Raw genomic sequence first — 24550 nt, 5'->3', positions numbered from 1 at the left:
GAGCAGGAGCAGGAGCAGCGGCAGAGGTAGGGGCCGGAGCCGGGGTCAACCTGCCGGCGCTGCGCCACCACAACGCGGCGCTGGTCCTGGACCTGCTGCGGGCGGCCGGGACCGAGGGCATCAGCCGTCTGGAGCTCGCCGAGCGCACCGGCCTCACCCCGCAGGCCGTCAGCAAGATCACCGCGCGGCTGCGGGCGGACGGGCTGGTCGTGGGCGCGGGTCTGCGCCCGTCCACCGGCGGCAAACCGCGTACGGTGCTCCGCCTGGTCCCCGACGCCCGGTTCGCCGTGGGCCTCCACCTGGACCGGGACGGCCTCACCGCCGTCCTCGTCGACCTCGCGGGCCGGTCCGTCGCGGTCACCACCGCGCCGCTCGACTTCGGCGCTCCGGCGGACCGGGTCCTCGCCGGCGCGGCGGAAGCCGTACGGGACCTGAGCGCGGCCGAACCGCACAAGCCGGTGCTGGGCGTCGGCGTCGCCGTGCCCGGCCCGCTCGACCACCGGGGCGGAGTGCTCCACCGGGTCACCGGGTTCCCGCAGTGGGACGGCTACCCGCTGCGCGACGCGCTGGCGACGCGCACCGGGCTCCCGGTCGTCGTGGACAAGGACACCAACGCCGCCGCCCTCGCCCTCGCCCTGTCGCCGGCCGAGCCGCGCGGCGACTTCGCCTACCTCCACCTCGGTACGGGGCTGGGCGCGGGCCTCGTCCTGGGCGGCGAGGTGCACCGGGGGGCGCGGACGGGGGCGGGGGAGTTCGGCCACCAGACCCTCCAGCTGGACGGGCCCCTGTGCGGGTGCGGGGGGCGCGGCTGCATCGAGGCGTTGTGCCTGGCCGCCGAGGCGCGCGGCGACCGGGCGGAGGCGGCGCGGGTGCTGGGCGCGGGTGCGGCGAACCTGGTGGGGCTGCTCGACATCGACCGGGTGGTGCTGGGCGGCCGCACGGTGGCGGCCGACGAGGACGCGTACGTACGGGGCGTCCGCGCCGTGATCGAGGAGCGGGCCGCCCGGGGCGGGGGCCGGGCGGCCGTTCCCGTCACCGTCGCGGGGGGCGGCGACCGGCCCGTCGCGGAGGGCGCGGCCCAGCTGGTCCTCGCGCCGGTGTTCGGACGGGTGGGGGCGCGGGGGTAGGGGGCGGGCGGGGCCCGGCCGGGTGAGTGGGGCGGGGCGGGGTGGGGGTCAGGGTGCGCGGTCGCCCGCCGGTGTGCCCGGAGTCGACGACCGTACGGAGGCAGCGGCGGCGCCCACCAGCAGTGCGGCGAACACGAGGGGGGCCACCGTCAGGTACGCGATCCATATCTCGCCCCCGAGCGTGCTGCCCTGCCAGGCCGTCACCAGGGCGAGGGCCGTCGCCAGCACCCAACCGCCGTCGTAGGCGATCATGAGCCGCAGGCAGGTGGCCATCGCGCGGCGGCGCACGTACCTGACCTCGATCCCGCCGCCGATCAGCAGGGCCGCGCCCGCGATGACCAGCGACCAGGCGGGCACGCCGAGCAGATCGTCGAACCGTGCGCTGCCGACGACGAGGACCGCGCCGAGCACCACCTTGAATACGCCGTCTCCGATGGCTCCCGCCAGCATGGGTGTCATGGGGGTTCCTCTCTGATCTGATGCTTGCTCGCCCTGGGTGCTCTGTCGCACGCACGGTGCTCTTCCGTACTCACACTCTTTCGTAATCTGATTACTAGGATAATGGAATTATGAGACTGACGAGAGCCGAAGCCAAGGAACGCAACCGCCGTGCCCTGCTGGACGCCGCGTTCCGCGTCGTCTCCCGGGACGGCTACCGCGCCCGGCTCGACGAGATCGTCGAGCGGGCCGGGCTGACCACCGGGGCCGTCTACTCGCTGTTCGGCAGCAAGAGCGGCCTGCTGGTGGCCCTGGTCGACGACTATCTCCAGCCGCACTACGAGGAGATCGAGCAGGTGGTCCCCGCCGGTGCGGATCTCCTGGGGGCGGTCGACGCCTTCGCCCGGCACTACCGGCGGACCTGTGACGCCGGCGGCGCGTCGGCCGACCAGTCGTTGCAGTTCACCCTGCTGGACCTGGCCCTGCACGACCCCGAGGTGGGCTCCCGGCTCGCCGAGTCGATCCGTGCCCAGGAGGCCCGGCTGGTCGCCCTGTTCGCCGGCAGGCCGCACGGCGGGGGACTCGTGACGCCGGAGCAGGCGCACCACCTGGCCACCGCGCTGCGGGCGGTGCTCATCGGGCTCAGTCAGGGCGTCCTGCTCGGCCTCGCCCCGGCCGCCGACGAGCAGTACTTCGCCGACACCGCCCGGGCCCTGGTGTCCGGTGCGAGTCTGATCGGCCCCGAAGACGCCTGAGGGGTCGAGGAGTTCGAGATGCCTGAGGGTCCGGGGGCGAGGGGGCCGAGACGCCTGAGGGGTCTGAGGGGCTGAGGTCCTCTGGTGCTGGCGGCTCGGAAAGTCCGTCAGTCGGGTGATCGTATGAACGGTGTCGGCATGTCGACTCTCTGAGTCCGCGCGCGCGTGCTTGCGTCGGAGGCCACAACCGGAGCCCCCGCCCCGGTCGTTCGCGAGCAGCGAAGGGTGCCCCCCATGTCCCCCACCTCCTGCGCGCGGCTGCGTGACGCCCGTGCGCTCGCCGCCCTCGGGCTGGCCGCCGGGATCGCGGTGCCCGCCGCGCTCCTGGGCGGTTCGCAGGCCGCCGCCCGCCCGGCCCCGGACGTCATCCCCGCCTCCTTATCCGCTGCCGGGGCCGCCGACGAGCAGCCCGCCTGCGGTGACCGGGACGCCAAGGAGTTCCCCGTCGAGACCCGGATCCACGACGCCCCGAAGACGTACGCCTCCGGCGGCGGGTACGGGACCTGGCTGCTCGACCTCACCAACACCACCGACGCGCCCTGCCGTGCCCTGCACCCGGTGCTCGTGCTCACCGACGAGGACCGCAGGCTGACCGCCGAACAGATCCAGGTGAAGTTCTCCGAGCCCGGCCACCCCGGGACGGAGCACCGCGTCAGCTGGGAGACCACCGACCGCCACGAACAGATCGGGGTCTTCGGCGGCGGCGGAACCGGCGCTTCGAAGGGCACCGGCGCTTCGGGAGGCACCGGTCCTTCGGGAGGCACCGATGCTTCGGGAGACGCCGGTGACTCCGCAGGCACCGGCGACTCCGGCGACTCCGGCCACTTCGGCGACGACTTCCTCGGGGTCACCGTTCCCGCCGGCGGCACCGTCAGCGTCCGGGTCCAGATGGCCTTCACCTCCGACGCCGTGCCGGGCCGGGTCACCGCCCACGCCGCCGTCGTCCAGCGCCGCCACCAGGACAAGGCCAAGGGCGGCGGCCGGGAGGACGGCGACTGGGTGGGGGAGTCGGGGGAGTACCGGTTCGTGATCGTCGACGGCGCGACGGGCGAGGTCCCCCGGCCGGAGCGTACGGAACCGGACATCGGGAGCCGTACGGACGTTCCCGCCGAGCCCCGCCCCCGTACGGAGGCATCCCCCTCCGCGTCCTCCACACCCGCGCCCACCACCGCACCTACGACCACCCCCGCGCCCACGGGTACGGGTACCGCCCCCACGGGAACGCCCACCGCTCCTGGCTCCCGCGCCCCCGAACCCGTCCGCACTCCCGAACCCGTCCGCCCCGGGAACCCGGACAGCTCGACGCCTCCCCGGGTGGACGGCGGCGGCAAGGAGCGGCCCGCGCTGCCGCCCCACTACGGGACCGGACGCCCGCTGCCCGAACTCGCCCGCACCGGACCGGAGCTCCTGCCCTGGGCCGGAGCCGTCGCCGCACTGCTCGTCCTCTGCGGCGGGGCGCTCGTGGCGAAGGGCCGCCGGATGCGTACGACGGCGGGCTGACCACGGCCCTCGGCTCCACGCCTCACGGCTCCACAGCCCCACGCTCCACGGCTCCACGCCCCACGCCCCCAATCCCCACGGCCCCCACCAGGCCGTTCACCCGCGTCTGCCACCATCGGGCGGTGGACTACCCGAACGACCAGGCACCTGGCGCACCGATCCGCTCCGGCATCCCGGAGCACGGCCGCATCCCCAAGTACTACGCGGTCAAGGCACAAATCTCCCTGCTGCTCGACGAGTTGGGCGAGGGCGGGCTCCTGCCCACCGAGCGGGACCTCGCCCTGCGCCACGAGGTGTCGCGCGAGACCGTACGGCAGGCGCTGCGCGAACTCCTGCTGGAGGGGCGGCTGCGGAGGCAGGGGCGCGGCACCGTCGTCGCCGGGCCCAAGCTGGAGCAGCCGCTCTCGCTCGCCAGCTACACCGAGGGGGTCCGGCGGCAGGGCCGGCGGCCCGGCCGGCACCTCATCGGCCTGGAACGCTTCCCCTGCCCCGAGGCGCTGGCCGCCGAGATCAGGATCGGCCGGGGCGAACCCGTCTGGCACCTGGAGCGCGTGCTGCTCGCGGACGACGAGCGGGTCGGGCTGGAGAGCACGTATGTCAGTGTCGCCCGACTCCCGCGCCTGGACGTGGAGTTCGAGCCCGACTCCTCCTTCTACGCCTACCTCCGCGAGCGGCTCGGCATCGCGTTCGGGGACGCCGACGAGCGGATCGAGACCGTGCTCGCCACCCCCCGCGAGGCCCTGCTCATCGGGACCCCGCCCGCCCTGCCGATGCTCCTGCTGCACCGGCTCTCCCGGGACACGGAGGGGCGTCCGGTGGAGCGGGTGCGGACCCTGTTCCGGGGGGACCGGTTCTCCTTCACCACGCATCTGGGCGGCACCACGCATCCGGGCGGCACCGCGCATCCGGGCGGCACCCACGCGTCGGGGTGACAGCGGGCGCTGACCGGCCCCGCCGGGCACATGCCGACTTCCTCCGATAACGAAAACGTAACGGGTCTAGTCCAAGCTTGGGGGGTCGTTCACCATCCCGTCGTCGACCGGACGTGTCCGGGACACCCGCCCCGAGGAGCGTGGCCGCCGTGAGAGTCATCGTCGTAGGAGCCGGCGTGGTGGGAACCATGCACGCCTGGCACGCAGTCAGCCGCGGCCACGAGGTCGTACAGATCGAGCGCGAGAGCGAGGCGCGCGGGGCATCGCTCCGCAATTTCGGACAGATATGGGTCAGTGGCCGAGCCGGTGGCGAGGAGCTGGAAACCGCCCTGCGGGCACGGGAGTTGTGGGAGGAGTACGGGCGGCGGGTGCCGGGTCTCGGCTTTCGGGCCTGTGGCTCGCTCACCCCGCTGCGCACCGCCCGGGAGGTCGCCGTCGCCGAGGCGGCGCTCGCCCGGCCCGACGCGGCGGCGCGCGGCTACAAGCTGCTCACCGCCGAGGAGGCCCGCGCCCTCAACCCCGCCCTGCGCGGCACGTTCAGCGCCGCTCTGTGGTGCGAGCGCGATGCGGCGGTCGAGCCGCGCACCGCCCAACTCGCCCTGAAGGAAGCCCTGCTCGCCTCCGGCCGCTATACCTACCTCGGCGGTCGCGAGGTCCGCGAGGTCGTCGGAGCCGCCTCCGTGGGCGACGACCACGGCGACGTCCACACCGGTGACGCCGTGATCCTGGCGACCGGGGCCTGGCTCGGCGGGCTCGTCCGCGAACTGGCCGGGCCCGAGCTGCCCGTGCGCCGCGTCCGCCTCCAGATGATGCAGACCGACCCGCTCGGCGAACCCCTCACCACCTCGGTCGCCGACGCCGACAGCTTCCGCTACTACCCCGCATATCGCAGCGAGGCGCTCGACGCCCTCAACGCCCACCAGCCCCAGGACCCGGTCGCCGCCGAGCACCGCATGCAGCTCCTCATGGTGCAGCGCGAGGACGGCGGGCTGACCATCGGGGACACCCACGAGTACGAGCACCCCTTCGCCTTCGACACCGTCGAGGAGCCGTACGAACACCTCACCCGGGTCGTCGAGTCCTTCCTCGGCCGCCCGCTGCCCCGCGTCAGGCGTCGCTGGGCGGGCGTCTACGCCCAGTGCACCGACACCTCACGCGTCGTCCACCGGCAGCAGGTGCGCGACGGGGTCTGGCTGGTGACCGGACCAGGCGGCCGGGGCATGACCTGCTCGCCCGCCATCGCCGAAACGACCGCCGACGAACTGGGCTGGTGAACCACATGACTTCAGCAACACGGACAGCGAACGACAACCCCTTCAACCTCGTCGTCCTCGACATGGCCGGCACCACCGTCGCTGACGGCGGTCTCGTCGAGCAGGCGTTCTCCGCCGCCGCCGAACGCCTCGGCGTGCGGCCCGGGTCCGACGAGCACGCCCGCCAACTCGCCTACGTACGCGCCACCATGGGCGAGTCCAAGATCTCCGTCTTCCGCCACCTCTTCGGGGGCGAGGAGAAGGCCCAGCACGCCAACACCGCCTTCGAGGAGGCGTACGGGACACTCGTCGACGCGGGCCGCATCGCGCCGATTCCCGGGGCGCGGACGGCAGTTGAGCGCCTTGCCGCCGAAGGCCGTACCGTCGTCCTGACCACCGGGTTCGCCCGCACCACCCAGGACGCCATCCTCGCCGCCCTCGGCTGGCAGGACCTCGTCCCGCTCACCCTGTGCCCCGCCGACGCGGGCGGCCGGGGCCGCCCCTACCCGGACATGGTGCTGGCGGCCTTCCTGCGCACCGGAGCGGTGGACGACGTGCGGCGGATCGTGGTGGCGGGGGACACCTCGTACGACATGCTCAGCGGCGTACGCTCCGGCGCCGGGCTCGTCGCCGGCGTCCTCACCGGCGCGCACGACCAGGACCAACTGGCCCGGCACGGCGCGACCCACGTCCTCGGGTCGGTCGCGGAGCTGCCGGACCTGATCGCGCGGGCCGAGGCATGAGCGGCGGACCCACCACCGCGCCGAGCGGCACCGCACACCCGCCCGCCACCACCGCGCCGAGCGGCACCGGACAGCCGTCCACCACCACCGCGCCGAGCGGCACCGGACAGCCGTCCACCACCACCGCGCCGAGCGGCACCGCACACCCGCCCGCCACCACCGCGCCGAGCGGCACCGGACAGCCGTCCACCACCACCGCCCCCACCACCACCGCCCCCAGCGGCATCCGCTTCGACGGCGTCAGCGTCGCGTACGGGCGGCACACCGTCCTGGACCGCCTCGACCTCACCGTCGAACCCGGCGAGGTCATGGCCCTCCTCGGGCCCTCCGGCTCCGGGAAGACCACCGCCCTGCGGGCCGTCGCCGGGTTCGTCCGGCCCGCCGCCGGACGTGTGCTCATCGGCGGGCGCGACGTCACCCAACTGGCCCCGAACCAGCGGGGCATCGGCATGGTGGTCCAGCAGTACGCCCTCTTCCCGCACCTCAAGGTGAAGGACAACGTCGCCTTCGGCCTCAAGGCCCACCGCACCCCCAAGGCCGAGATCGCCGGGCGGGTGGCCGAGGCCCTCGAACTCGTCGGCATGGCCGCGTACGCCACCCGCTACCCGCGCGAGCTCTCAGGCGGCCAGCAACAGCGCGTCGCCATCGCCCGCGCCCTGGCCATCCGTCCCGGCGTCCTCCTCCTCGACGAACCGCTCTCCGCGCTCGACGCCCGGCTCCGCTCCGGCATGCTCGCCGAACTCGCCCGGCTGCACCGCGAGTTGCCGGAGGTCTCCATCCTGTACGTCACCCACGACCAGGTCGAAGCGCTCACCCTGGCCGACCGGATCGCCGTCATGGACCGCGCCCGCCTCCAGGACTGCGGCACCCCCGAGGAGCTCTACCGCCGACCCCGTACGGAGTTCACGGCGTCCTTCGTCGGCAACGCCAACCTCCTCCCGGCCACCGTCACGGGCGACGGACGCGTCACGCTCGGCGGCCACCCGCTCGACGTCCCCACCGGTGCCGCCGCCCCCGGAGCCACCGCCACCCTCTGCGTCCGGCCGCACCTGGTCGGCCTCGGCCCCGGGCCCAACGCGCTCACGGGCACGGTCACCGAGGTCCAGTGGCGCGGCTCCACCCACCGCGTCCACGCCGACATCGCCGGCCACCGCCTCATGGCCGACCTCCGAGAACTGCGGGACCCGCCGGCCCTCGGCGAGACGGTCACCCTGCACTTCGCGGCGGAGGACGCGATGCTGCTCCCGGCGGGGGCGGCCCCGGAGGCCCCCGAAGCCTCGTACGGCCAAAGGGACCGGCGAGCAGAGGAGTCGGCCGGTGGCTAGCCCCGCGACCCTCCGCCGGAAACCGGCCGCCCGCACAGACGCACCCCCAACCGCCCCCGCCCGCCCGGCAGGGACCCCCACCTGGGCCTGGGCCCTCCCGCCCGTCCTGGTCCTCGCGCTCGGCTTCCTCTACCCCCTGGCCCTCGTCGTCCGGCAGTCCTTCACCCCCGACGACCTGGAGGACGGCGGCGGCGCGTCCCTCGCCCCCTACACCGAGGTCTTCGCCTCCGCCGCCTTCCGCGACGCGCTCACCACCACCGTGTGGCTCGCGGTCGGCGCGACCATCGGATGTCTCGTCCTCGGCTTCGTCCTCGCGCTGGTCATCGCCTTCGTGCCGTTCCCCGGCGGCAAGGCGGTCGCCCGGTTCATCGACGTCTTCCTCTCCTTCCCGTCCTTCCTCATCACGCTCGCCCTGCTCTTCATCTACGGGTCGGTCGGCATGGCCAACGGAGCCTGGACGGGCGTCACCGGAGCGGCCGAAGGGCCCTTCCACTTCCTGACCACCCCCTGGGGCGTCCTGCTCGCGGAGATCACGTACTTCACGCCCTTCGTGATGCGCCCGCTGCTCGCCGCGTTCTCCCAACTCGACACCGCCCAGCTGGAGGTGGCCTCCTCGCTCGGCGCTCGGCCCCTGCGGATCGTGCGGCAGGTGATCCTGCCCGAGGCGCTCCCCGCACTCGCGGCGGGCGGCAGCCTGGTCCTGGTGCTCTGCCTCAACGAGTTCGGGATCGTCCTGTTCACCGGAGCGAAAGGGGTCACGACCCTGCCGATGCTCGTCTACAGCAAAGCGATCCTGGAGTCGGACTATCCGGCCGCCTGTGTCGTCGCCGTCGTCAACATCGTTCTCTCCGTGGGCCTTTACGGCCTCTACCGGGTGGTGAGCCGTCGTGCTGGTGCATAGCCGGACGGGCAAGTGGGCCACCTGGTCCGCGTTCGCCCTCCTCTTCGTCCCGCTGTTCGCGGTGCCCCTCCTGGTCATCCTCGCCGCCTCGTTCGCCACGAACTGGTCCGGCGCGCTGCCCTCCGGCCCCACCGCCGAGCGGTACGCCGCCGCCACGAGCGGCGACTCCCTCCAGGCGCTGACCACCAGCCTGGTGACGGCCCTGTGCGCGAGCGTGCTCGCCCTGGTCCTCGGCGGCTGGGCGGCGCTGGCCGCGAGCTCCCTGGGCGCGCGCGGCAAACGGCTCCTGGACGCGCTGTTCATGCTGCCGGTCGCCGTGCCGTCCGTGGTCGTCGGCCTCGCGGTGCTCGTCGCCTTCAGCCGGCCGCCGGTGCTCCTCAACGGCACCCGCTGGATCGTGATCATCGCCCACACGGTCCTGGTCACCGCCTTCGCCTACCAGTCCGTCTCGGCCGCCGCCCGCCGGCTGGACCCGATGTACGAACAGGCGGCGGCCAGCCTCGGCGCGAGCCCCGCCCGCGTCCTGTGGCGGGTCAGGCTGCCGCTCCTGCTGCCCTCCCTCACCGCGGCCGCAGGGCTCTGCTTCGCCCTGTCCATGGGGGAGTTGAGCGCCACGATGATGCTCTACCCGCCCGACTGGACCCCGCTCCCGGTGCAGATCTTCGCCGCCACCGACCGGGGCTCCCTCTTCACCGGCGCGGCCCTCGCCGTGGTCCTGATGACGACGACGCTCCTCGTCCTGACCGCCGTCTCCCGCATCCGGACCCGCGCCTCCTACCGCTGAGAACCCGAACCCCTTCACGTAACCGCTCCAGTTCACGCAACCCCTCCAGTTCACGCAACCGCTCCAGGAGAAGACATCCCATGCGCACCCATGCCCTCATGCAGCCCGTCGCCGTCCTCGGCGCGCTCTCCCTCGCCGCCGTCACCCTCACCGCCTGCCAGGGCTCCTCCGCCGCGTCCGACGAGAAGGTCGTCACCGTCTACAGCGCGGACGGCCTCAAGGGCGAGAGGGGCGACGGCTGGTACGACAAGGTCTTCAAGGACTTCGAGAAGGAGACCGGCATCAAGGTCGAGTACGTCGAGGGCGGCTCCGGCGAGATGGTGCAGCGCACCGTCCGCGAGAAGTCCAACACCCAGGCCGACGTGCTCGTCACCCTCCCGCCCTTCATCCAGCAGGCCGACGCCAAGGGCCTCCTGACGGCGTACGCGCCGAAGGGCGCGGACCACGTCGACACGGCGGACAAGGCGCCCGACGCCAAGTGGACCTCCGTCGTCAACAACTACTTCGGCTTCATCCACAACAAGAAGCGGCTCACCACCCCGCCCCGCACCTGGGAGGACCTGCTGGACCCCGCGTACAAGGAGAAGGTCCAGTACTCCACCCCCGGCGTCGCCGGCGACGGGACCGCCGTCCTCATCAAGGCGATGCACGACTTCGGCGGCAAGGAGCCGGCGATGGACTACCTGAAGCGGCTCCAGACCAACAACGTCGGCCCGTCCGCCTCCACCGGCAAGCTCGCCCCCAAGGTCGACAAGGGTGAACTCCTGGTCGCCAACGGGGACGTACAGATGAACTTCGCCCAGTCCAAGGACATGCCCAACCTCGCCATCTGGTTCCCGGCGAAGGGCGACGGGAAGCCCACCACCTTCGCTCTGCCGTACGCGGCCGGGCTGCTGGCCAAGGCCCCGCACAGCGACAACGGCAAGAAGCTGCTCGACTTCCTCCTCTCCGAGCAGGCCCAGCGCGACGTCAGCGCGGTCGGCGGAGGCTTCGCCGCCCGTACGGACATCGAGGCCGCCGACGCCAACGCCACCGAACTCAAGGGCCTGTTGGAGGGCGTGGAGGTCTTCGAGCCGGACTGGTCGGACATCGGCGCCAACCTGGACACGTACATCGACGCCTGGAAGACGGCCACCGGAAGCTGACCGGCCATCTTTCGGCCACGGTTTCCTGCGAAGGTCTCATCCCGCACCCCGAAGGTCTGGACGCGGCCCGCTTATCTCGCGAAGGTAACGGGTCTGGTCCAGAAGGCAGTTCATGCCCCATCCCCCTCGCCCCCTGGAGGATCACGTGTCCCGAGGCATGTCCCGACGCTCCGTGCTCGCCACCACCGCCGCAGCGGCCTCCGCCGCAGCCGTGGGCTCCCTCGCCGCCGCGACCACGGCCCACGCCGCCCCGCCCACCCTCCCGAACGGCACCAGCAAGGACAAGGTCCTGGTCGTCGGCATCGACGGCCTGCGCCACGACGTCATCGCCGCGGCGGGCGCCCCGCACCTCAAGGCGATGATGGCGAACGGCACGTACGGCACCTCGCTGCTGTACACGAACCCGATGGCCGCCACCTCCTCCGGCCCCGGCTGGTCGACCGTCTCCACCGGCGTCTGGCCCGACAAGCACGGCGTGAAGGACAACTCCTTCGCCGGCAAGAACTACGCCAGGTACCCCGGCTTCCTCGCCCGCCTCGCCCAGGTCCGCCCCCAGCTCTCCACGTACGCCGCCGTCGACTGGAAGCCCCTGGACGCCCAGGGCACGGTCACCGCCGGGGCCGACGCCAAGCTCGTCCTGGACGGCGACCGCGACGGCTACACCGGCCACGACGCCACCATCGCCGCCGACACCGAATCCATCCTGCGCGATCAGAACCCGGACGTCCTCTTCGTCTACCTCGGTCAGGTCGACATCGTCGGCCACAACCTCGGCGCGGCCAGCCCCCGCTACCGCGAGGCGATCGACGTCGTCGACGGCTACCTCGGCCGCCTCCTCGCCGCGATCAGGGCCCGCCCGACGTACGCCACCGAGCGGTGGACGGTCATCGTCGCCACCGACCACGGCCACACGAACGCCGGCGGCCACGGCGGCAGCTCCATCGAGGAGCGCCGCACCTTCGTCCTCGCCCAGGGACCCGGCATCGCCGCCGGCGCCAAGCCCGCCGACACCCGGCTCGTCGACGTCGCCGCCACCGTCTTCAAGCAGCTCGGCATCACCCCCGACCCGGCCTGGGGCCTGGACGGCAAGCCCGTCCAGGAGCGCGCTGCCGACCCCTTCGAGAGCCTGTACCCGGCGCTCGCCGGCCGCGTCGACGAGACCGGCATCCCGGCCGGGGTCCTCGGCTGGACCCACACCGCGCCCAGCGGCTGGTCGGTCATCAACTCCGCGATGGGCACCGGGGGAGTGGCCGAGTGGCGCGGCTGGTCCTTCGCCACCGACGAGTTCTGGAGCCGTACCCAGCGCGACCAGTCCCGCGAGCTGAACGTCCGCTCGCGCGGGATCTTCGCGGTCGCGGACTCCGACGAGTGGGACGACAAGGCGTCCTCCGGCCCGTTCGACTCGACGCTGGTCACCCCGGCGTACGCGGTCGGCGGCAAGTCCTCCGTGACGCTCGACTTCACCACCCTGTACCGCCAGGAGGGCGGCCAGAGCGCCCGCGTCCTCGCCTCCTGGAACGGCGGCACGCCGACCGTCGTCCGCTCCTACACCTCGGACGTGATCTCCCAGCCGCAGTCGCTCGACCTCGCCGTCCCGGCGGGCGCGACCAGCGTGAGCTTCCGGTTCCACTACACGGGCAGAAACAACTGGTACTGGGTGATCGACGGGGTCAAGATCGTCACCGGCTAATTATGCTGGGGGTGCCGGGACGGCGTGGTCCGGGCACCCCCAGCGTGCAGTACGTACGGCAGGAGTCCCCGCACATGGCAGAGCGCAAGCCGATCACTTCCTGGCTCACCGACATGGACGGCGTCCTGATCCACGAGGGCACCCCCATCCCCGGCGCCGACGCCTTCATCAAGCGGCTGCGGGACTCCGGGCTCCCCTTCCTGGTCCTCACCAACAACTCCATCTACACCGCCCGCGACCTCCACGCCCGCCTCGCCCGCATGGGCCTGGACGTGCCGGTGAAGAACATCTGGACCTCGGCGCTCGCCACCGCCCAGTTCCTGGACGACCAGCGCCCCGGCGGCACGGCGTACGTCATCGGCGAGGCCGGTCTCACCACCGCGCTGCACGACATCGGGTACGTGCTGACCGACCACGCCCCCGACTACGTGGTGCTCGGCGAAACCCGTACGTACAGCTTCGAGGCGCTCACCAAGGCGATCCGGCTGATCAACGCGGGCGCCCGCTTCATCTGCACCAACCCGGACGAGACCGGGCCGTCCGCGGAGGGGCCGCTGCCCGCCACCGGCGCGGTCGCCGCGCTGATCACCAAGGCCACCGGCAAGAAGCCGTACTTCGCGGGCAAGCCCAATCCGCTGATGATGCGGACCGGGCTGAACGCCATCGGCGCCCACTCCGAGACCAGCGCCATGATCGGCGACCGGATGGACACCGACGTGCTGGCGGGTCTGGAGGCGGGGATGCAGACGTTCCTGGTCCTCACCGGCCTCACGACGGTCCCGGACATCGACCGCTACCCGTTCCGCCCGTCCACCGTCGTCGAGTCGATCGCGGACCTGGTCGACCTCATCGACCTGCCGGACCAGGCGGACCGCCCCTGACCTGCGCGTATCGCATCCGCAGTCGCTGGAGCCTCACTCCAACGGAGGACTGCGGATGCGGGTCGGGGCACCAGGCGTGAACCTTCCCCTAGGAGGTTCACGATGCGTTCACTGCCCACCACGTTCTGTGCCGCAGCGGCGGCCGCGCTCATAGCCCTGCCCGTGCCCGCCGCCGCGGCACACCCGGCCGCCCGGGCCGGCGACGACGACCGGAGATCCGGCGTCGTCTCGGTCACCCCGTCCACGATCGCCCCGGGCGGGCAGGTGGAACTCTGGGTCGACGCCTGCGGCAAGGGCCGGGAGGCGAAGGGCAACTCCGACGCCTTCGCCTCGGTCGCCCGCTTCCGGCCCGCCGACGACAAGGGCCTCTTCGCCCAGGCCACCATCCGCTCCGATGCCGAACCCCGCACCTACGACGTCTGGGTGACGTGCGAGAACGGCAGGGGCAAGGCGACCGGCGCCGTCACCGTCATCCACCACACCCGCCCCTCGCCCGTGGCCCCCGTCAAGGCGGGCGGCGGAGGCGCCGCCACCCTCGCCGAGCGGGCCGAGGAGTCCCAGGGCCCCGGCACCCGGCACGCGGTGATCGGCCTCGTCCTCGCCGCCGTAGCGTCCGTGGCCGTCGCCCTGCGCACCTCGCGCCGCCGCCGCGACCCGGCCGCCGACTGACATGGCCGCCCCGGACCGCCCGGCAGGCACCGGGCGACTGCTCACCGGAGTGGCCTGGGCCGTGCTGCTGCTCGGCCTGTGGCTCTGGGGGCGCGACGCGTCGGGCGGCATGTCGGCCCCCACCACGGGGGACATCGCCGCGGTCGGCCGTCCGCTCGGGGCCCCGCTGCCCCCGGCGCACGCACCGATCGAGGGCGCGGCCCCGCGCGGCGTGGAGGTCCCCTCGGTCGGGATCGACGCCCCGGTCGTGCCGCGCGGCCTGGATGAGGACGGGGCCATCGACCCGCCCCCGTACGACCTGCCGCAGACGGCCGGCTGGTACGGCAAGGGCACCCGGCCCGGTGCGGAGGGGGCCGCCCTGCTGGTCGGCCATGTCGACACCGAGACGAAGCCGGCCGTCTTCTACGGGCTCAGCGCGGTGAAGCCGGGCGAGAAGATCCGGGTGACCCGGGACGACGGAAGCGTCGCCGAGTTCACCGTGGACGACGTCCAGGTCGTCACCCGGGAGCGCTTCGACGCCGAGAAGGCGTACGGGCCCCGCGTGGACGGGCGGGCGGAGCTCCGGCTGCTCACCTGCGGCGGGAAGTACGACCAGAAGACCCGCTCCTACACGGCGAACGTGGTGGTGTCCGCCTACCTCACGGGGACGAAGGGCGCGTAGGAACGACGAGGTCCGCCGAGCGAAACGACATCCGGTCCGGCCGGCGCCCCTCCAGGGGGCGCCGGCCGGACCGGTCCTCGACCGCGTGCACCGGGCCGGCCGCGTGCATCGGAGGGCCCGCGCAGCAGCGTGGCCGGGTGCCGCCCGAGGGCACACGCCCGGCGCTCTGCGCGCCCGCGCCCGACCTCTGCCACCCGCACCAACAGCACCCGCCCTCACGCCTCAGGCCATGGCTGCTACGGCCCACCCCCTGCTCGTCACGGGGCCGCCACGGCGCACCAGGATCGAGAACAGGTTCGCAGCGGCTTTCGAGCGGGATGTCCGGAACCGATGCCTCTGTGTGACCGTTGTCCGGGTGGGCAGGAGCCCGTAGTCACCGCTGCGGAGCGGGGCCGGGCGCTCGCGTCGGCTCCGGGTCGCTGTGCCAGGATGGCCCGGACCGGCGGCGCATCGGTGCGACCAGTGAGAACAGTGCAGGCAGTGCACCCAAGGGGGAGTGGATGTACGGCAGTTACACCGGCCGGTCCCGGACGCGCAGGCGTGCGACGGCGGGCTTCCGGGCGGCCGGTACGGCGGCGGCCCTCTGCGCCGCCCTCCTGCTGGCCGGTTGCTCCGGCGACGGCGGCAGCGGGGGTGACGGCGGGGACGGTCAGGACAGTCCCGCGGCCGTCGAGCAGCAGCCCAAGGCCACCGACCCGTACTGGGTGAACCCCGAGGGGAACGCGGCCCGGCAGGTCGCGGCGTACACCAAGGACGGCGACGAGAAGAACGCCGCGCTGATCCGGAAGATCGCCGAGCAGCCGGTCGGCGAGTGGATCAGCCCGGACAACGCCGAGGCCCAGGTGAAGGGCGTGACCGAGGCGGCCGCGAAGGCCGACCGGGAAGCGCTGCTGGTCCTCTACAACATCCCGCACCGCGACTGCGGCCAGTTCTCCAAGGGCGGGGCCGCGGACGGCGACGCCTACCGGGCCTGGGTGGACGGCGTGGCCAAGGGGATCGGGGACCGCCCGGCGACCGTGATCCTGGAGCCGGACGCCCTGCTCCACCTGGTCGACGGCTGCACGCCCCAGGAGTTCCACGAGGAGCGCTACGACCTGCTCAAGGGCGCGATCGAGCGGCTGAAGCAGCAGCCCGCCGCCACGGTCTACCTGGACGCGGGCAACGCGGGGTGGCAGACGCCCGACGCGCTGTTCCAGCCGCTCCAGCGGGCGGGCATCGCGGCGGCGGACGGCTTCTCGCTGAACGTCTCCAACTTCCAGACCACGGCGGTCAGCACCGAGTTCGGCAAGAAGCTGTCGGCGAAGATAGACGGCAAGCCCTTCGTCGTCGACACCAGCCGCAACGGCAACGGCCCCTACCAGGGCGGCGACCCGGCCGAGACCTGGTGCAACCCGCCGGGCCGCGCGCTGGGCGAGGTCCCGACCACGAAGACCGGCGACGAGCTGGTCGACGCCTACCTGTGGATCAAGCGCCCCGGCGAATCGGACGGCGACTGCAAGGGCGGCCCGAAGGCGGGCGACTGGTGGCCGGAGTACGCGCTCGGTCTGGCCCGCGCCACGAAGTAGCGGCAGGGCCGTGCCCCGGGAGCGGGTCTCCCGGGGCACGGCCCTGCCGTCATCGCGTACGTACGCCTACGGGATCTCCACCCACATCCCCTCGGACGGGGTGCCCTTCGCGTCGGTGACGAACAGCATGTACCAGCCCGCCGGCACCAGCGCCCGGTTGTCCGGCACGGTCACGGTGATGCCGTCCGCCGACTTCTTCAGCTCCAGTGCGACGGTGCGCTGGTCGGTGTCGGTGACATGGGTGACCGCCGAGGGCCGCATCAGCTTCGCCGAGGTGATCGAGGAGGCGTGCTGCGTGGTGAACATGCCGGTCCCGCCGCGCCTGATGCTCTTGGGTCCGGCCGTCAGCTCCGGCCGGGAGTCCCGGTAGAGGTAGGGCGGGGTGTAGATCTCGATGCGCTGTTCGAAGACGCCGGGCCGGGTGTTGGCCTGGTCGGAGAAGAGCGAGTCCGAGCCGAAGATCATCACCCGCCCGTCCGGCAGCAGCAGGGACCCCGAGTGATAGTTGCGGCCCACCGCCGGGTCCGCGACGCGCCGGTACGTGTCGCTCTTCGCATCGTAGAGCCGGGCCTGGAGCACGTCGGAGCCGCCGCGCCCCCGGTAGTCGTTGGAGCCGCCGGTGACGAGCAGCGAGTCGTCGGGGAGCAGGGAGGCGCTGGGGTAGCGGGTGCCCTCGGAGAGCGCGGCCCCATCGGTGAACTTCGGGTTCTTCCGCTGGAGGTCGACCAGCCGGGACTTCTCGCTGGACTTCTCCGACTCGCCGACCCCGCCGCCGCCGATCACCATGAACTTCTCGTCCTGGGCGGGAGGCAGCCGTACGGTCGCCGAGGTCTCCATCTGGTCCGGGTCGCTGAGCCCGGGGATCTTCGTGAACCTGTTGGTGGCCAGGTCCCAGACGCCCGGGTCGCGGCCGACGTCGGCGGGGCCGTATCCGGCGTTGGAGCCGGAGTAGAAGAGCTTGCCGTCGTTCAGGAGGAAGACCGCCGGGTAGGTGGGGAACTTCCGGACGATGCCGGTGTACTCCCACTTCTTGGTCTCGGGGTCGTAGACCTCGTCCTTGCCCGGGACGATCTGCCCGATCTCGTCCAGCCCCGACAGCGAGAGGACCTTGCCGTCCTCCAGCGTCGTGAGGGTCGGATACCAGCGGGCCTCGTTCATCGGGTCGACGCTGATGTACTTCTCCGCGACCGGATCGAACTCGAAGGCGTCCCGGATCCCCTGGAAGTCCTTCTTGTCCAGGGCGAGCTTCTGGGCGATCCCGTAGACGTTGCGGGTATCGGAGCCGGAGAGTCCGGCGACCCGGTAGTTGTCCTCGGTCCCGGTCTCGTACTCCTTGCCGCTGTTCTGCGCCTCGACGTAGATCCGGCCGAGGCCGGGGTCGTTGCGGAGGAAGGCGCCGGTGTTCTTGTCGAAGACCTTGGTGGCCTTCTCCACCAGGACCGGGTCCTTGGAGATGAACGTCTTCCCGTTCTCCTTGCCGGTGAAGCGGGTGCCCGCGGGCAGGGTGACCGGCTTGTCCGGGTCCTCGTTGTGGACGATCATCAGGCCGCCGGCCTTGGTGACGTCGCCCTGGAGCTTCTCGTAGCGCTTGGTGCCGCCGGCTATGAGGAGCTTGCCGTCCGGCAGCTGGGTGTGGCCGGCGCAGAACATGTCCTTGGGGGTGGCGATGTCCTTGAAGACGTTCGTCTCCGGGTCCCACAGCACCGAGCGGAAGCTCTTGGCGTCGAAGTTCTTCTGGTTGTTGCCGGAGCCCGCGACGAGCAGCACCTTGCCGGTGTGCAGCAGCGCCGCGTGGATCGTGTTGATCCGGTGCTCGGAGGGGACGTCCAGGAAGTCCCAGTGGCCGTTGGCCGCCTTGTACTCCGGCTTGTTGATCGTGTACTCGTGGTAGCGCTCGGTGCTGAAGCGGTACAGCCACGGCCCGTTCGCCCCCGCGAGCGCCAGAACCACCGCCGTACTGATCGCCAGGCGGCGGGTACGGCGGCTCGGACGGTACTTCATTTCTTACGTCCCCCAAGGGCGATCTGCATGGTCTGGTCGTTGCCGGGCGTCCCGGGCAGGGGCTGCGGCCTCGGCGCGGGGGCCGGTCCGCCGCTGCGGTGCGAGCCGCCGGTCCGGCGTTTCTTCTTCTCGGCGCGGATCGTGTACCGCCAGCCGATGATCGGCGCGGCGGTGATCAGCAGCGCCAGGGTGGCCCACGTCAGCATCGCGGGATGGTTGTGGCCGAAGAAGAACGAGGAAACCATCGACGCGCCGAAGACGACGATGAAGAACAGGTGGATGCGGAAGGTGCCGAAGAGGGTGTCCGGGCTGGACGAGTCGCCCTTGGGGGTCACCACGAACGAGCTCTTGCGGCGCAGCACCGCGTCCATCAGCGAGCGGGCGTAGATCGGCGCGGAGAGCGCGGACATCACCATGCCGGCCAGCCCGCCGGAGCCCTCGGGCTCGTGCGGCGAGACGTTGTGGCGGCGGTTCCAGATGTAGAGGCCGATCTGGAGCGCGGAGGCGTTCCCGTACAGCATCATCCAGATCGTCGGGTCGATCTGGACGCCGGACGCGCCCATGCCGAGGAAGAGGGCGCAGCTGAGAGCCGCGAGGATCCAGTTCATCGCCGACATCGGATAGAAGATGATCATCATGGTGTAGTTGAAGAGCTTGCCGGCGGGCATGGTGCCGAAGCCCTTCCAGAACTGCCCGATGATCGTCTCGTACGTGCCCCGCGACCAGCGCAGCTGCTGGGTGAAGAAGTCCGTCCACGCGGTCGGGCCCTCGCCCACGGCCAGCACGTCCGGGGTGTAGACCGAGCGCCACTTCTTGCCGGTGACCGGGTTGCGGTGGCGGTGGATCTCGAAGCCGGTGGCCATGTCCTCGGTGATCGAGTCGTACAGGCCGCCGATCTGCTTGAGCGCGGAGATGCGGACCGCGTTGCTCGTGCCGACGAACATGGGCGCGCCGTAGCGGTTGCCGGCGCGCTGGATCAGGGCGTGGAAGAGGAACTGCTGCGACTCGGCGGCCTTGGTGACGAAGGTGTCGTAGTTGCCGTAGACCTGCGGGCCGATGACGAAGCCGACGTCCGGGTCGCGGAAGTAGCCGAGCATCCGCTCCAGGTAGTTCGCCATCGGGATGTGGTCGGTGTCGACCGAGGCGAAGAAGTCGTAGTCGCCGCCGTGCGCGTCCAGCCAGGCGTTGTAGTTGCCGTGCTTGGTCTTGGCGCGGTGCGGGCCCTTGGCCTGGTTCCAGTGGGCCACGCCCTTGCGGGAGAAGTGGTGGACCCCGAGGCGGGCGCACACCTCCTTGACCGCCGGATCGTTTCCCTCGTCCAGCAGCCAGACGTGCATCAGCCCCCGGTGGCGGATCTTCACGGCCGCCTCCAGGGTCTTCGTCACCATCTCCAGCGGTTCCTTGCCGGGAACGAAGGAGGTGAGGAAGGCCACCTTGGTGCCGGTCTCGGGAACCACCGGGACGGGGTCCCGGGCGACGAGGGTGGCGTGCGCGTTGGACAGGACGTTCATCGTGCGGAACAGCTCGATCAGTCCGATCGAGACCAGCATGACGATGTCGAGGACGAGCAGGAGGTCGTTGTCGAGGTTCGGATCGCGGTCGGTCCAGTGGCTGGGCTGCATCAGCCAGGCGAAGAGGCCGAGCGAGACGAGCGGAGCCGCGCCGAGCAGGAGCGCCGCGCGCACGCGGTGCGGCTCCTGGGATATGAGCGAGCGGTACTGGACCTTGTACGGCTTGCCCGCGGGAGGCTGCGTCAGCGGTCCGGCCAGCCGGCTGTAGTGCTCGTAGTCGTAGCGCGGCAGCTCTTTCCCGGCTCGGCGGCGCGCGCCTCCGGTTCTCAGCTGCGGCGGTATCCGGAGCTGTGTGGTCCGGGACGCGTCGTTCTCCTGCCGGTCGCCTGGCGGCGTCGACGTCATGGGTCATCCCCCCGCACGCACAGTGGTGCGTGACTGGTCGGTCTCTACGTGTGCGGCGGGATCCCGGTCGGTCACCGGGCACGCACACGGTGGCGGGCCACCGTTCCCACAGACATGGTTGGCGGCCCTCCGGTTGCATGATGCCGCCTCGGCATCCGTCTCCGAGCGGGACCCCCACCCGCGGAACGGATAACCGGAACTTCACACTCTGCTGATCCAACTGTACGGATCACCAGCCCCCTTGAAGCCCGTCGGCTCCCAGACAGATTGTCCGACACTGGACGGTACCGCAAGGGTGAAACAGGCTGTTTACCGGTCATACGCACGATTTGCGGGGCGTGTGGGGAGGGGGCGTAGGGAAGTGATGATCGGCGCTCGCCCGCCCTCCCGTCACCGCTTTGCCTTTTCGTCTCTGCTTTGTGATGACCGACGCGTCCCGGATGTCACGGTGCGTGCGTGGCGTGCATGGCGTGCGGGGGTGTGGGCGGTCGCCGCGCAGCAGAAATGACCAAGGCCCTCTCACTCTGAGTGAGAGGGCCTTGGTTGTGCGTGCGCCGTCAGGGACTCGAACCCCGGACCCGCTGATTAAGAGTCAGCTGCTCTAACCAACTGAGCTAACGGCGCGTGCTGACCTGGAGAACTCTACCCGACTCCGGCGGGTGCTCCGCACCATTTACCTGCCGCCACACCCCGTCAGATGGTCGTTTTTTCCCATTGGTCAGTCAAAATGCCTTATGTCGGGAGAGTTGAGACACTGACGCCCGTCACGGCTGCGCCCAAAGATCTTGACGAGTGACGAGTGCGGAGGGGAATCGCATGACTGTGCCGGTCTTCGAGGAGTACGAGCCCGCCATCGACTGCACCTGTGCGGGGTGCGCCCTGCAACGGCGCACCGCCGCGCGGGCGGTCGCGGTGCGGTACGGCGGCCACCCCGCCGCGCACGGCGCCCGCCGCGCCCTGGTCCTGGCCACCGCCGCGGGCGTGGTCCTCTCCTGCGGGGCCGCCGGAGCCGCGGCCGCCGCCGACCGGGGCGCCGGGGCGGCCCGGGCCGGCCAGGACACCGACCCCGAACCGGCCACCCCGCAGGGCGAGAGGGGACCGTTGCAGGGCTCCGGCGCGTCCGGCCCGCCGTCCGACGCCTCGGTCCTGCGCAAGACCACCCGGGCCGAGATCATGGAGCGGGCCCAGAGGTGGGTGGCCGCGAAGGTCCCGTACAGCATGGAGAAGCACTGGTCGGACGGGTACCGCCAGGACTGCTCCGGCTATGTGTCGATGGCCTGGAACCTCGGCGGCAACGAGTGGACCGGGAGCCTCGCCAAGTACGCCACCCGCATCGCCCGCAACGACCTCCAGCCCGGCGACATCCTCCTCTTCCACAACCCGGCCGACCCCTCCCAGGGCTCCCACGTCACGATCTTCGGCGGCTGGACCGACTCCACGCACAGCCGTTACGTCGCCTACGAGCAGGCGCGCCCGCAGACGCGGAAGCAGTCGACGCCCATGGCGTACTGGAACAACTCCGACCGTTACGTCGCCTACCGCTACAACGGCGTCAGCGCCGGTTCTCCCGGCTCGGGCTCCTCCACCGCCTTCCCCGGGGCCGGCCAGTTCGGCCCCGGCGCGAACAACGCCCATGTCACCCGGCTCGGCGAGATGCTGGTCGCGCGCGGCGGCAAGCGGTTCTACGCGGTCGGCCCGGGACCCGTGTGGAGCGCGGCGGACCAGCGCGCCACGCGGGCGTTCCAGCAGGCCCAGGGGTGGAAGGGCGCGGAGGCGGACGGCATCCCCGGCCCGGACACCTGGCGTCTGCTGACCACGGGCACCGGACGCGACATCCCGGCCGCCGGCGCGGGCGGCAGCCCGAACACCGCCGTGGTGTTCCCGGGGGCCGGTTATTTCCAGCCGGGTCAGTACAACAGCCATGTCGACCGGCTCGGCGAACAGTTGGTGAAGAAGGGATACGGCAAGCACTACGTGTCGGGCCCCGACCCGCGCTGGACCGAGGCGGACCGCCGCAATGTCGAGGCGTTCCAGCGTGCCCAGGGCTGGCGCGGCGGCGCGGCCGACGGATATCCGGGGCCGGAGACCTGGCGCCGGCTCTTCGCCTGACGGACCTGACGGAAAGGAACCGGGAACCGGTGACCCCAGACCAGAACCCCCAGCCCCTGACAGACCACGACCCCCTGGTCGCCGCCGGCGACCTCTTCCTCCCACCCAGATTCGGCGAGACCCCGATGCCCCTGGTGGACGGCGTCGCCCTGCACCCGACCCCGCAGGCGACCCCACCACCACTGTTCCGGCCGAAGGAGGAGGAGCCGGTTTCGGTTTCGGCTGCGGCTGCGGCTGCGGCTCCGGTTTCGGTTTCGGCTGCGGCCTCGGATTCGGTCTCGGCCTCGGCTCCGGTTTCGGCCTCGGATCCGGCTCCGGCCTCGGCTGAGCGTCCGGCTCCGGTCGCGACTTCGGCTGAGCCTCCGGCCTCGGCTTCGACTTCGACTTCGACTGAGCCTCCGGCTCGGGTGAGTAAGCCGGGGGGCGAGTCTCCGACTCAGGTGGCGACTGCGACTCCGCCGTCCAACCCGGTACGCCTGGACCACCCGGGCCGAAGCCTCCACCTGAACCCGGCACCGGGGGAGGGGGCCCCGGAGGCGGGGGGCGCGGGGGGCGCGGCCCCGGACGCCAAGCGCGCGGTCCTGGAGACGGGGGGCGCGGCCCCGGGGGCCAAGCGGGTTGGCCCGGCGCCGGGGGTGCCGCACGTCAAGCCCGTCAACCTGGACAGCCGTACGCTCCCCGAGCCCGCACCGGCCTCACTCCCGGACGAGCCCGCGCGCATCCAGGCCCCGCACATCCAGCCCGTCCGGCGTTTGAGGACGGAACCCTCGGCGGAGTGGACCCCGCTCCCGGCTTACGGCGAAGAGGCAGGGCCCCGCCCCACAGGCACCGGCCCCGCCGACACCGGCCCCGACACCGAGCTGGACCTCGTCCTCGACCTCGCCCCCGGCGTCCGGGCCGCCTCCGCCACCTTCTCCGTACCGGCCCCCGCTCCGGCCCCCGCTCCGGCCCCCGCCCCCACCCCCGTACTCCCTCCGCCCCACGCCCGCCGCCACTCCGTCATCGCCAACGAGTCCACCGCCTCCATCCCCGTACACCTGCTCTTCCGCGACGACCCGGAGTCCACCGAACCCGCCGCCCTCCCCACGACCGTCGCCCGCCCCGGCACCCCGGGCAACGGGAACGGGAACAGCAACAGCAACGGCAACCGCGCCCGAACCCCCGGCACCCCCCGCCCCCGCTCCCCCCACCCCCGCGTCGAGCCCGCCACCCGCCCCGCCCCCCTCGCCGACCCCCGTCTCGTCGAGCGCCCGGGGCCCGCCCTGTCCGGCTACGCCGCGCTGCTCACCGCCGTGGCCGGACTCGCCGGCGGGCTGGCCGTCCTGTGGTGGCAGGGCGCGCTGCCCGCCGCCGCACAGAGCGCCGTGGGCCTCACCCCCCGTACGTACACAGGCGTCGGCACCGGAGCCTGGGCCCTGCTCGGCCTCCTGGCCGCCGTGGTGATCCTCGCGGTCGGCGGCCTGGGCCGGGGCCGCGTCGGGTACGCCTGGGTGCTGACGCTCTTCGGCGACTACCGGGGGAGCGTCCGGCGCACCGGCCTGGTCTGGGTCTCGCCCCTGCTGCTGCGCCGCCGCGTCGACGTACGGCTGAGGCACTGGCGCAGCGAACCGCTGCCCGCCGTGGACGCGAACGGCACCGCGCTGCGCGTCGTCGTCCTGGTGGTCTGGCGGATCAGGGACACCGTGCGCGCCGCTCTCGGGATCGAGGACCACGAGGCGTACCTCAGTGCTCAGGTCGAGTCCGCGATGGCCCGGGTCCTGTCGCAACTGCCCGCCGACGCGTTCCACGAGGACGCCCCGACTCTGCGTAACGCGGAGGCGGTTGGGGACGCCCTGACCCGGATGCTGAAGGCGGACTGCGAGCCGGTCGGCGTGGAGGTGTACTCGGCGCAGCCGACCGGGATCGAGTACGCCCCCGAGGTCGCGGCGGCGATGCAGCGGCGGCGGATCGCCGCCATCGACGCCAAACACCGTGACAGCGTGCTGACTTCGGTGGTGGACGCGGTCGACGACACCGTCAACCGACTCACCACGCGCGGCATCGTCGAGCTCGACGACTACGAACGCAAGGCGCTGGTCAAGGATTTGACGGTCGCGTTCTACACCGGCCGCAGTGGCGGGGGCGACGGCGCCTGAGCCGTCCCCGAACGTCCCAA

The 24550-nt window shown here is 72.2% G+C and carries 20 protein-coding genes and 1 tRNA gene; 17 read left to right on the top strand and 4 right to left on the bottom strand.

Going from position 1 to position 24550, the window contains the following annotated elements; translation table 11 throughout:
- Positions 1-50: 50 nt before the first annotated feature.
- On the top strand, positions 51-1127 hold the full coding sequence (locus tag ACLJPL_RS04215) for an ROK family transcriptional regulator (protein WP_411079458.1): 1077 nt from the start codon (positions 51-53) through the stop codon (positions 1125-1127).
- A 48-nt stretch (positions 1128-1175) separates the two neighbouring features.
- Here ACLJPL_RS04215 and ACLJPL_RS04210 read toward each other — a convergent pair whose 3' ends face one another.
- On the bottom strand, positions 1176-1586 hold the full coding sequence (locus ACLJPL_RS04210) for a hypothetical protein (RefSeq protein WP_411079275.1): 411 nt from the start codon (positions 1584-1586) through the stop codon (positions 1176-1178).
- Between the two features lie 116 nt (positions 1587-1702).
- Between ACLJPL_RS04210 and ACLJPL_RS04205 the strand changes: the two genes are divergently transcribed.
- The 14 genes from ACLJPL_RS04205 (at position 1703) to ACLJPL_RS04140 (ending at position 16369) form a co-directional block, all read left to right on the top strand.
- Positions 1703-2320: a TetR/AcrR family transcriptional regulator gene (locus ACLJPL_RS04205; protein ID WP_411079457.1), complete on the top strand. Its 618-nt coding sequence runs from the start codon at positions 1703-1705 to the stop codon at positions 2318-2320.
- Between the two features lie 234 nt (positions 2321-2554).
- Positions 2555-3820, top strand: coding sequence for a peptidase (locus ACLJPL_RS04200; protein WP_411079274.1), 1266 nt, complete (start codon positions 2555-2557; stop codon positions 3818-3820).
- Between the two features lie 122 nt (positions 3821-3942).
- A complete protein-coding gene (locus ACLJPL_RS04195; protein ID WP_411079273.1) occupies positions 3943-4752 on the top strand; it encodes a GntR family transcriptional regulator in 810 nt (269 codons plus the stop codon).
- Positions 4753-4901: 149 nt separating this feature from the next.
- Positions 4902-6026 (top strand): TIGR03364 family FAD-dependent oxidoreductase, encoded by a 1125-nt coding sequence (locus ACLJPL_RS04190; protein WP_411079272.1) that lies wholly within the window; start codon positions 4902-4904, stop codon positions 6024-6026.
- Positions 6027-6031: 5 nt separating this feature from the next.
- Positions 6032-6748 carry a phosphonatase-like hydrolase gene (locus ACLJPL_RS04185; protein ID WP_411079271.1) on the top strand — a complete coding sequence of 239 codons (717 nt, stop codon included), beginning with the start codon at positions 6032-6034 and terminating at the stop codon, positions 6746-6748.
- Positions 6745-8073 (top strand): ATP-binding cassette domain-containing protein, encoded by a 1329-nt coding sequence (locus ACLJPL_RS04180; RefSeq protein ID WP_411079270.1) that lies wholly within the window; start codon positions 6745-6747, stop codon positions 8071-8073. Before ACLJPL_RS04185 ends, ACLJPL_RS04180 begins: the two co-directional genes overlap by 4 nt.
- Positions 8066-8974, top strand: coding sequence for a 2-aminoethylphosphonate ABC transporter permease subunit (locus ACLJPL_RS04175; protein ID WP_411079269.1), 909 nt, complete (start codon positions 8066-8068; stop codon positions 8972-8974). Before ACLJPL_RS04180 ends, ACLJPL_RS04175 begins: the two co-directional genes overlap by 8 nt.
- Entirely contained in the window at positions 8961-9758 is a 798-nt protein-coding gene (locus ACLJPL_RS04170) for an ABC transporter permease (RefSeq protein WP_411079268.1), read from the top strand. The genes ACLJPL_RS04175 and ACLJPL_RS04170 overlap by 14 nt, the downstream gene beginning before the upstream one ends.
- Before the next feature lie 80 nt (positions 9759-9838).
- Positions 9839-10903 carry a 2-aminoethylphosphonate ABC transporter substrate-binding protein gene (locus tag ACLJPL_RS04165; protein ID WP_411079267.1) on the top strand — a complete coding sequence of 355 codons (1065 nt, stop codon included), beginning with the start codon at positions 9839-9841 and terminating at the stop codon, positions 10901-10903.
- 145 nt (positions 10904-11048) lie between these two features.
- Positions 11049-12593, top strand: coding sequence for an alkaline phosphatase family protein (locus ACLJPL_RS04160; RefSeq protein WP_411079266.1), 1545 nt, complete (start codon positions 11049-11051; stop codon positions 12591-12593).
- 74 nt (positions 12594-12667) lie between these two features.
- Positions 12668-13474 carry an HAD-IIA family hydrolase gene (locus ACLJPL_RS04155; protein WP_411079265.1) on the top strand — a complete coding sequence of 269 codons (807 nt, stop codon included), beginning with the start codon at positions 12668-12670 and terminating at the stop codon, positions 13472-13474.
- A gap of 102 nt (positions 13475-13576) precedes the next feature.
- The gene (locus tag ACLJPL_RS04150) at positions 13577-14143 is read left to right on the top strand and encodes a hypothetical protein (protein WP_411079264.1); all 567 of its coding nucleotides are present in this window, start codon (positions 13577-13579) and stop codon (positions 14141-14143) included.
- Between the two features lies 1 nt (position 14144).
- Positions 14145-14804, top strand: a complete 660-nt coding sequence (locus ACLJPL_RS04145; RefSeq protein WP_411079263.1) for a class F sortase — start codon at positions 14145-14147, stop codon at positions 14802-14804.
- Positions 14805-15304: 500 nt separating this feature from the next.
- On the top strand, positions 15305-16369 hold the full coding sequence (locus tag ACLJPL_RS04140; RefSeq protein ID WP_411079262.1) for a glycoside hydrolase family 6 protein: 1065 nt from the start codon (positions 15305-15307) through the stop codon (positions 16367-16369).
- Between the two features lie 66 nt (positions 16370-16435).
- On the opposite strand, the gene ACLJPL_RS04135 is transcribed toward ACLJPL_RS04140, so the two are convergent.
- The 3 genes from ACLJPL_RS04135 to ACLJPL_RS04125 all read right to left on the bottom strand — a co-directional run bounded on the left by ACLJPL_RS04135 (position 16436) and on the right by ACLJPL_RS04125 (position 20910).
- Positions 16436-18370 (bottom strand): galactose oxidase-like domain-containing protein, encoded by a 1935-nt coding sequence (locus ACLJPL_RS04135; RefSeq protein WP_411079261.1) that lies wholly within the window; start codon positions 18368-18370, stop codon positions 16436-16438.
- Entirely contained in the window at positions 18367-20286 is a 1920-nt protein-coding gene (locus ACLJPL_RS04130) for a glycosyltransferase (RefSeq protein WP_411079260.1), read from the bottom strand. Before ACLJPL_RS04130 ends, ACLJPL_RS04135 begins: the two co-directional genes overlap by 4 nt.
- A 550-nt stretch (positions 20287-20836) precedes the next feature.
- Positions 20837-20910, bottom strand: a tRNA-Lys gene (locus ACLJPL_RS04125).
- 192 nt (positions 20911-21102) lie between these two features.
- On the opposite strand from ACLJPL_RS04125, the gene ACLJPL_RS04120 reads away from it, so the two are divergent.
- On the top strand, positions 21103-22395 hold the full coding sequence (locus tag ACLJPL_RS04120) for a peptidoglycan-binding protein (RefSeq protein ID WP_411079259.1): 1293 nt from the start codon (positions 21103-21105) through the stop codon (positions 22393-22395).
- Between the two features lie 440 nt (positions 22396-22835).
- Positions 22836-24530 (top strand): SPFH domain-containing protein, encoded by a 1695-nt coding sequence (locus ACLJPL_RS04115; protein ID WP_411079258.1) that lies wholly within the window; start codon positions 22836-22838, stop codon positions 24528-24530.
- Positions 24531-24550: the final 20 nt, after the last annotated feature.

The sequence above is a fragment of the Streptomyces sp. cmx-18-6 genome, from assembly GCF_046548915.1.
Classification (GTDB): domain Bacteria; phylum Actinomycetota; class Actinomycetes; order Streptomycetales; family Streptomycetaceae; genus Streptomyces.
The sequence above is the reverse complement of the archived record's forward strand: the minus strand, read 5'-3'. Positions and strand labels throughout refer to the sequence as shown.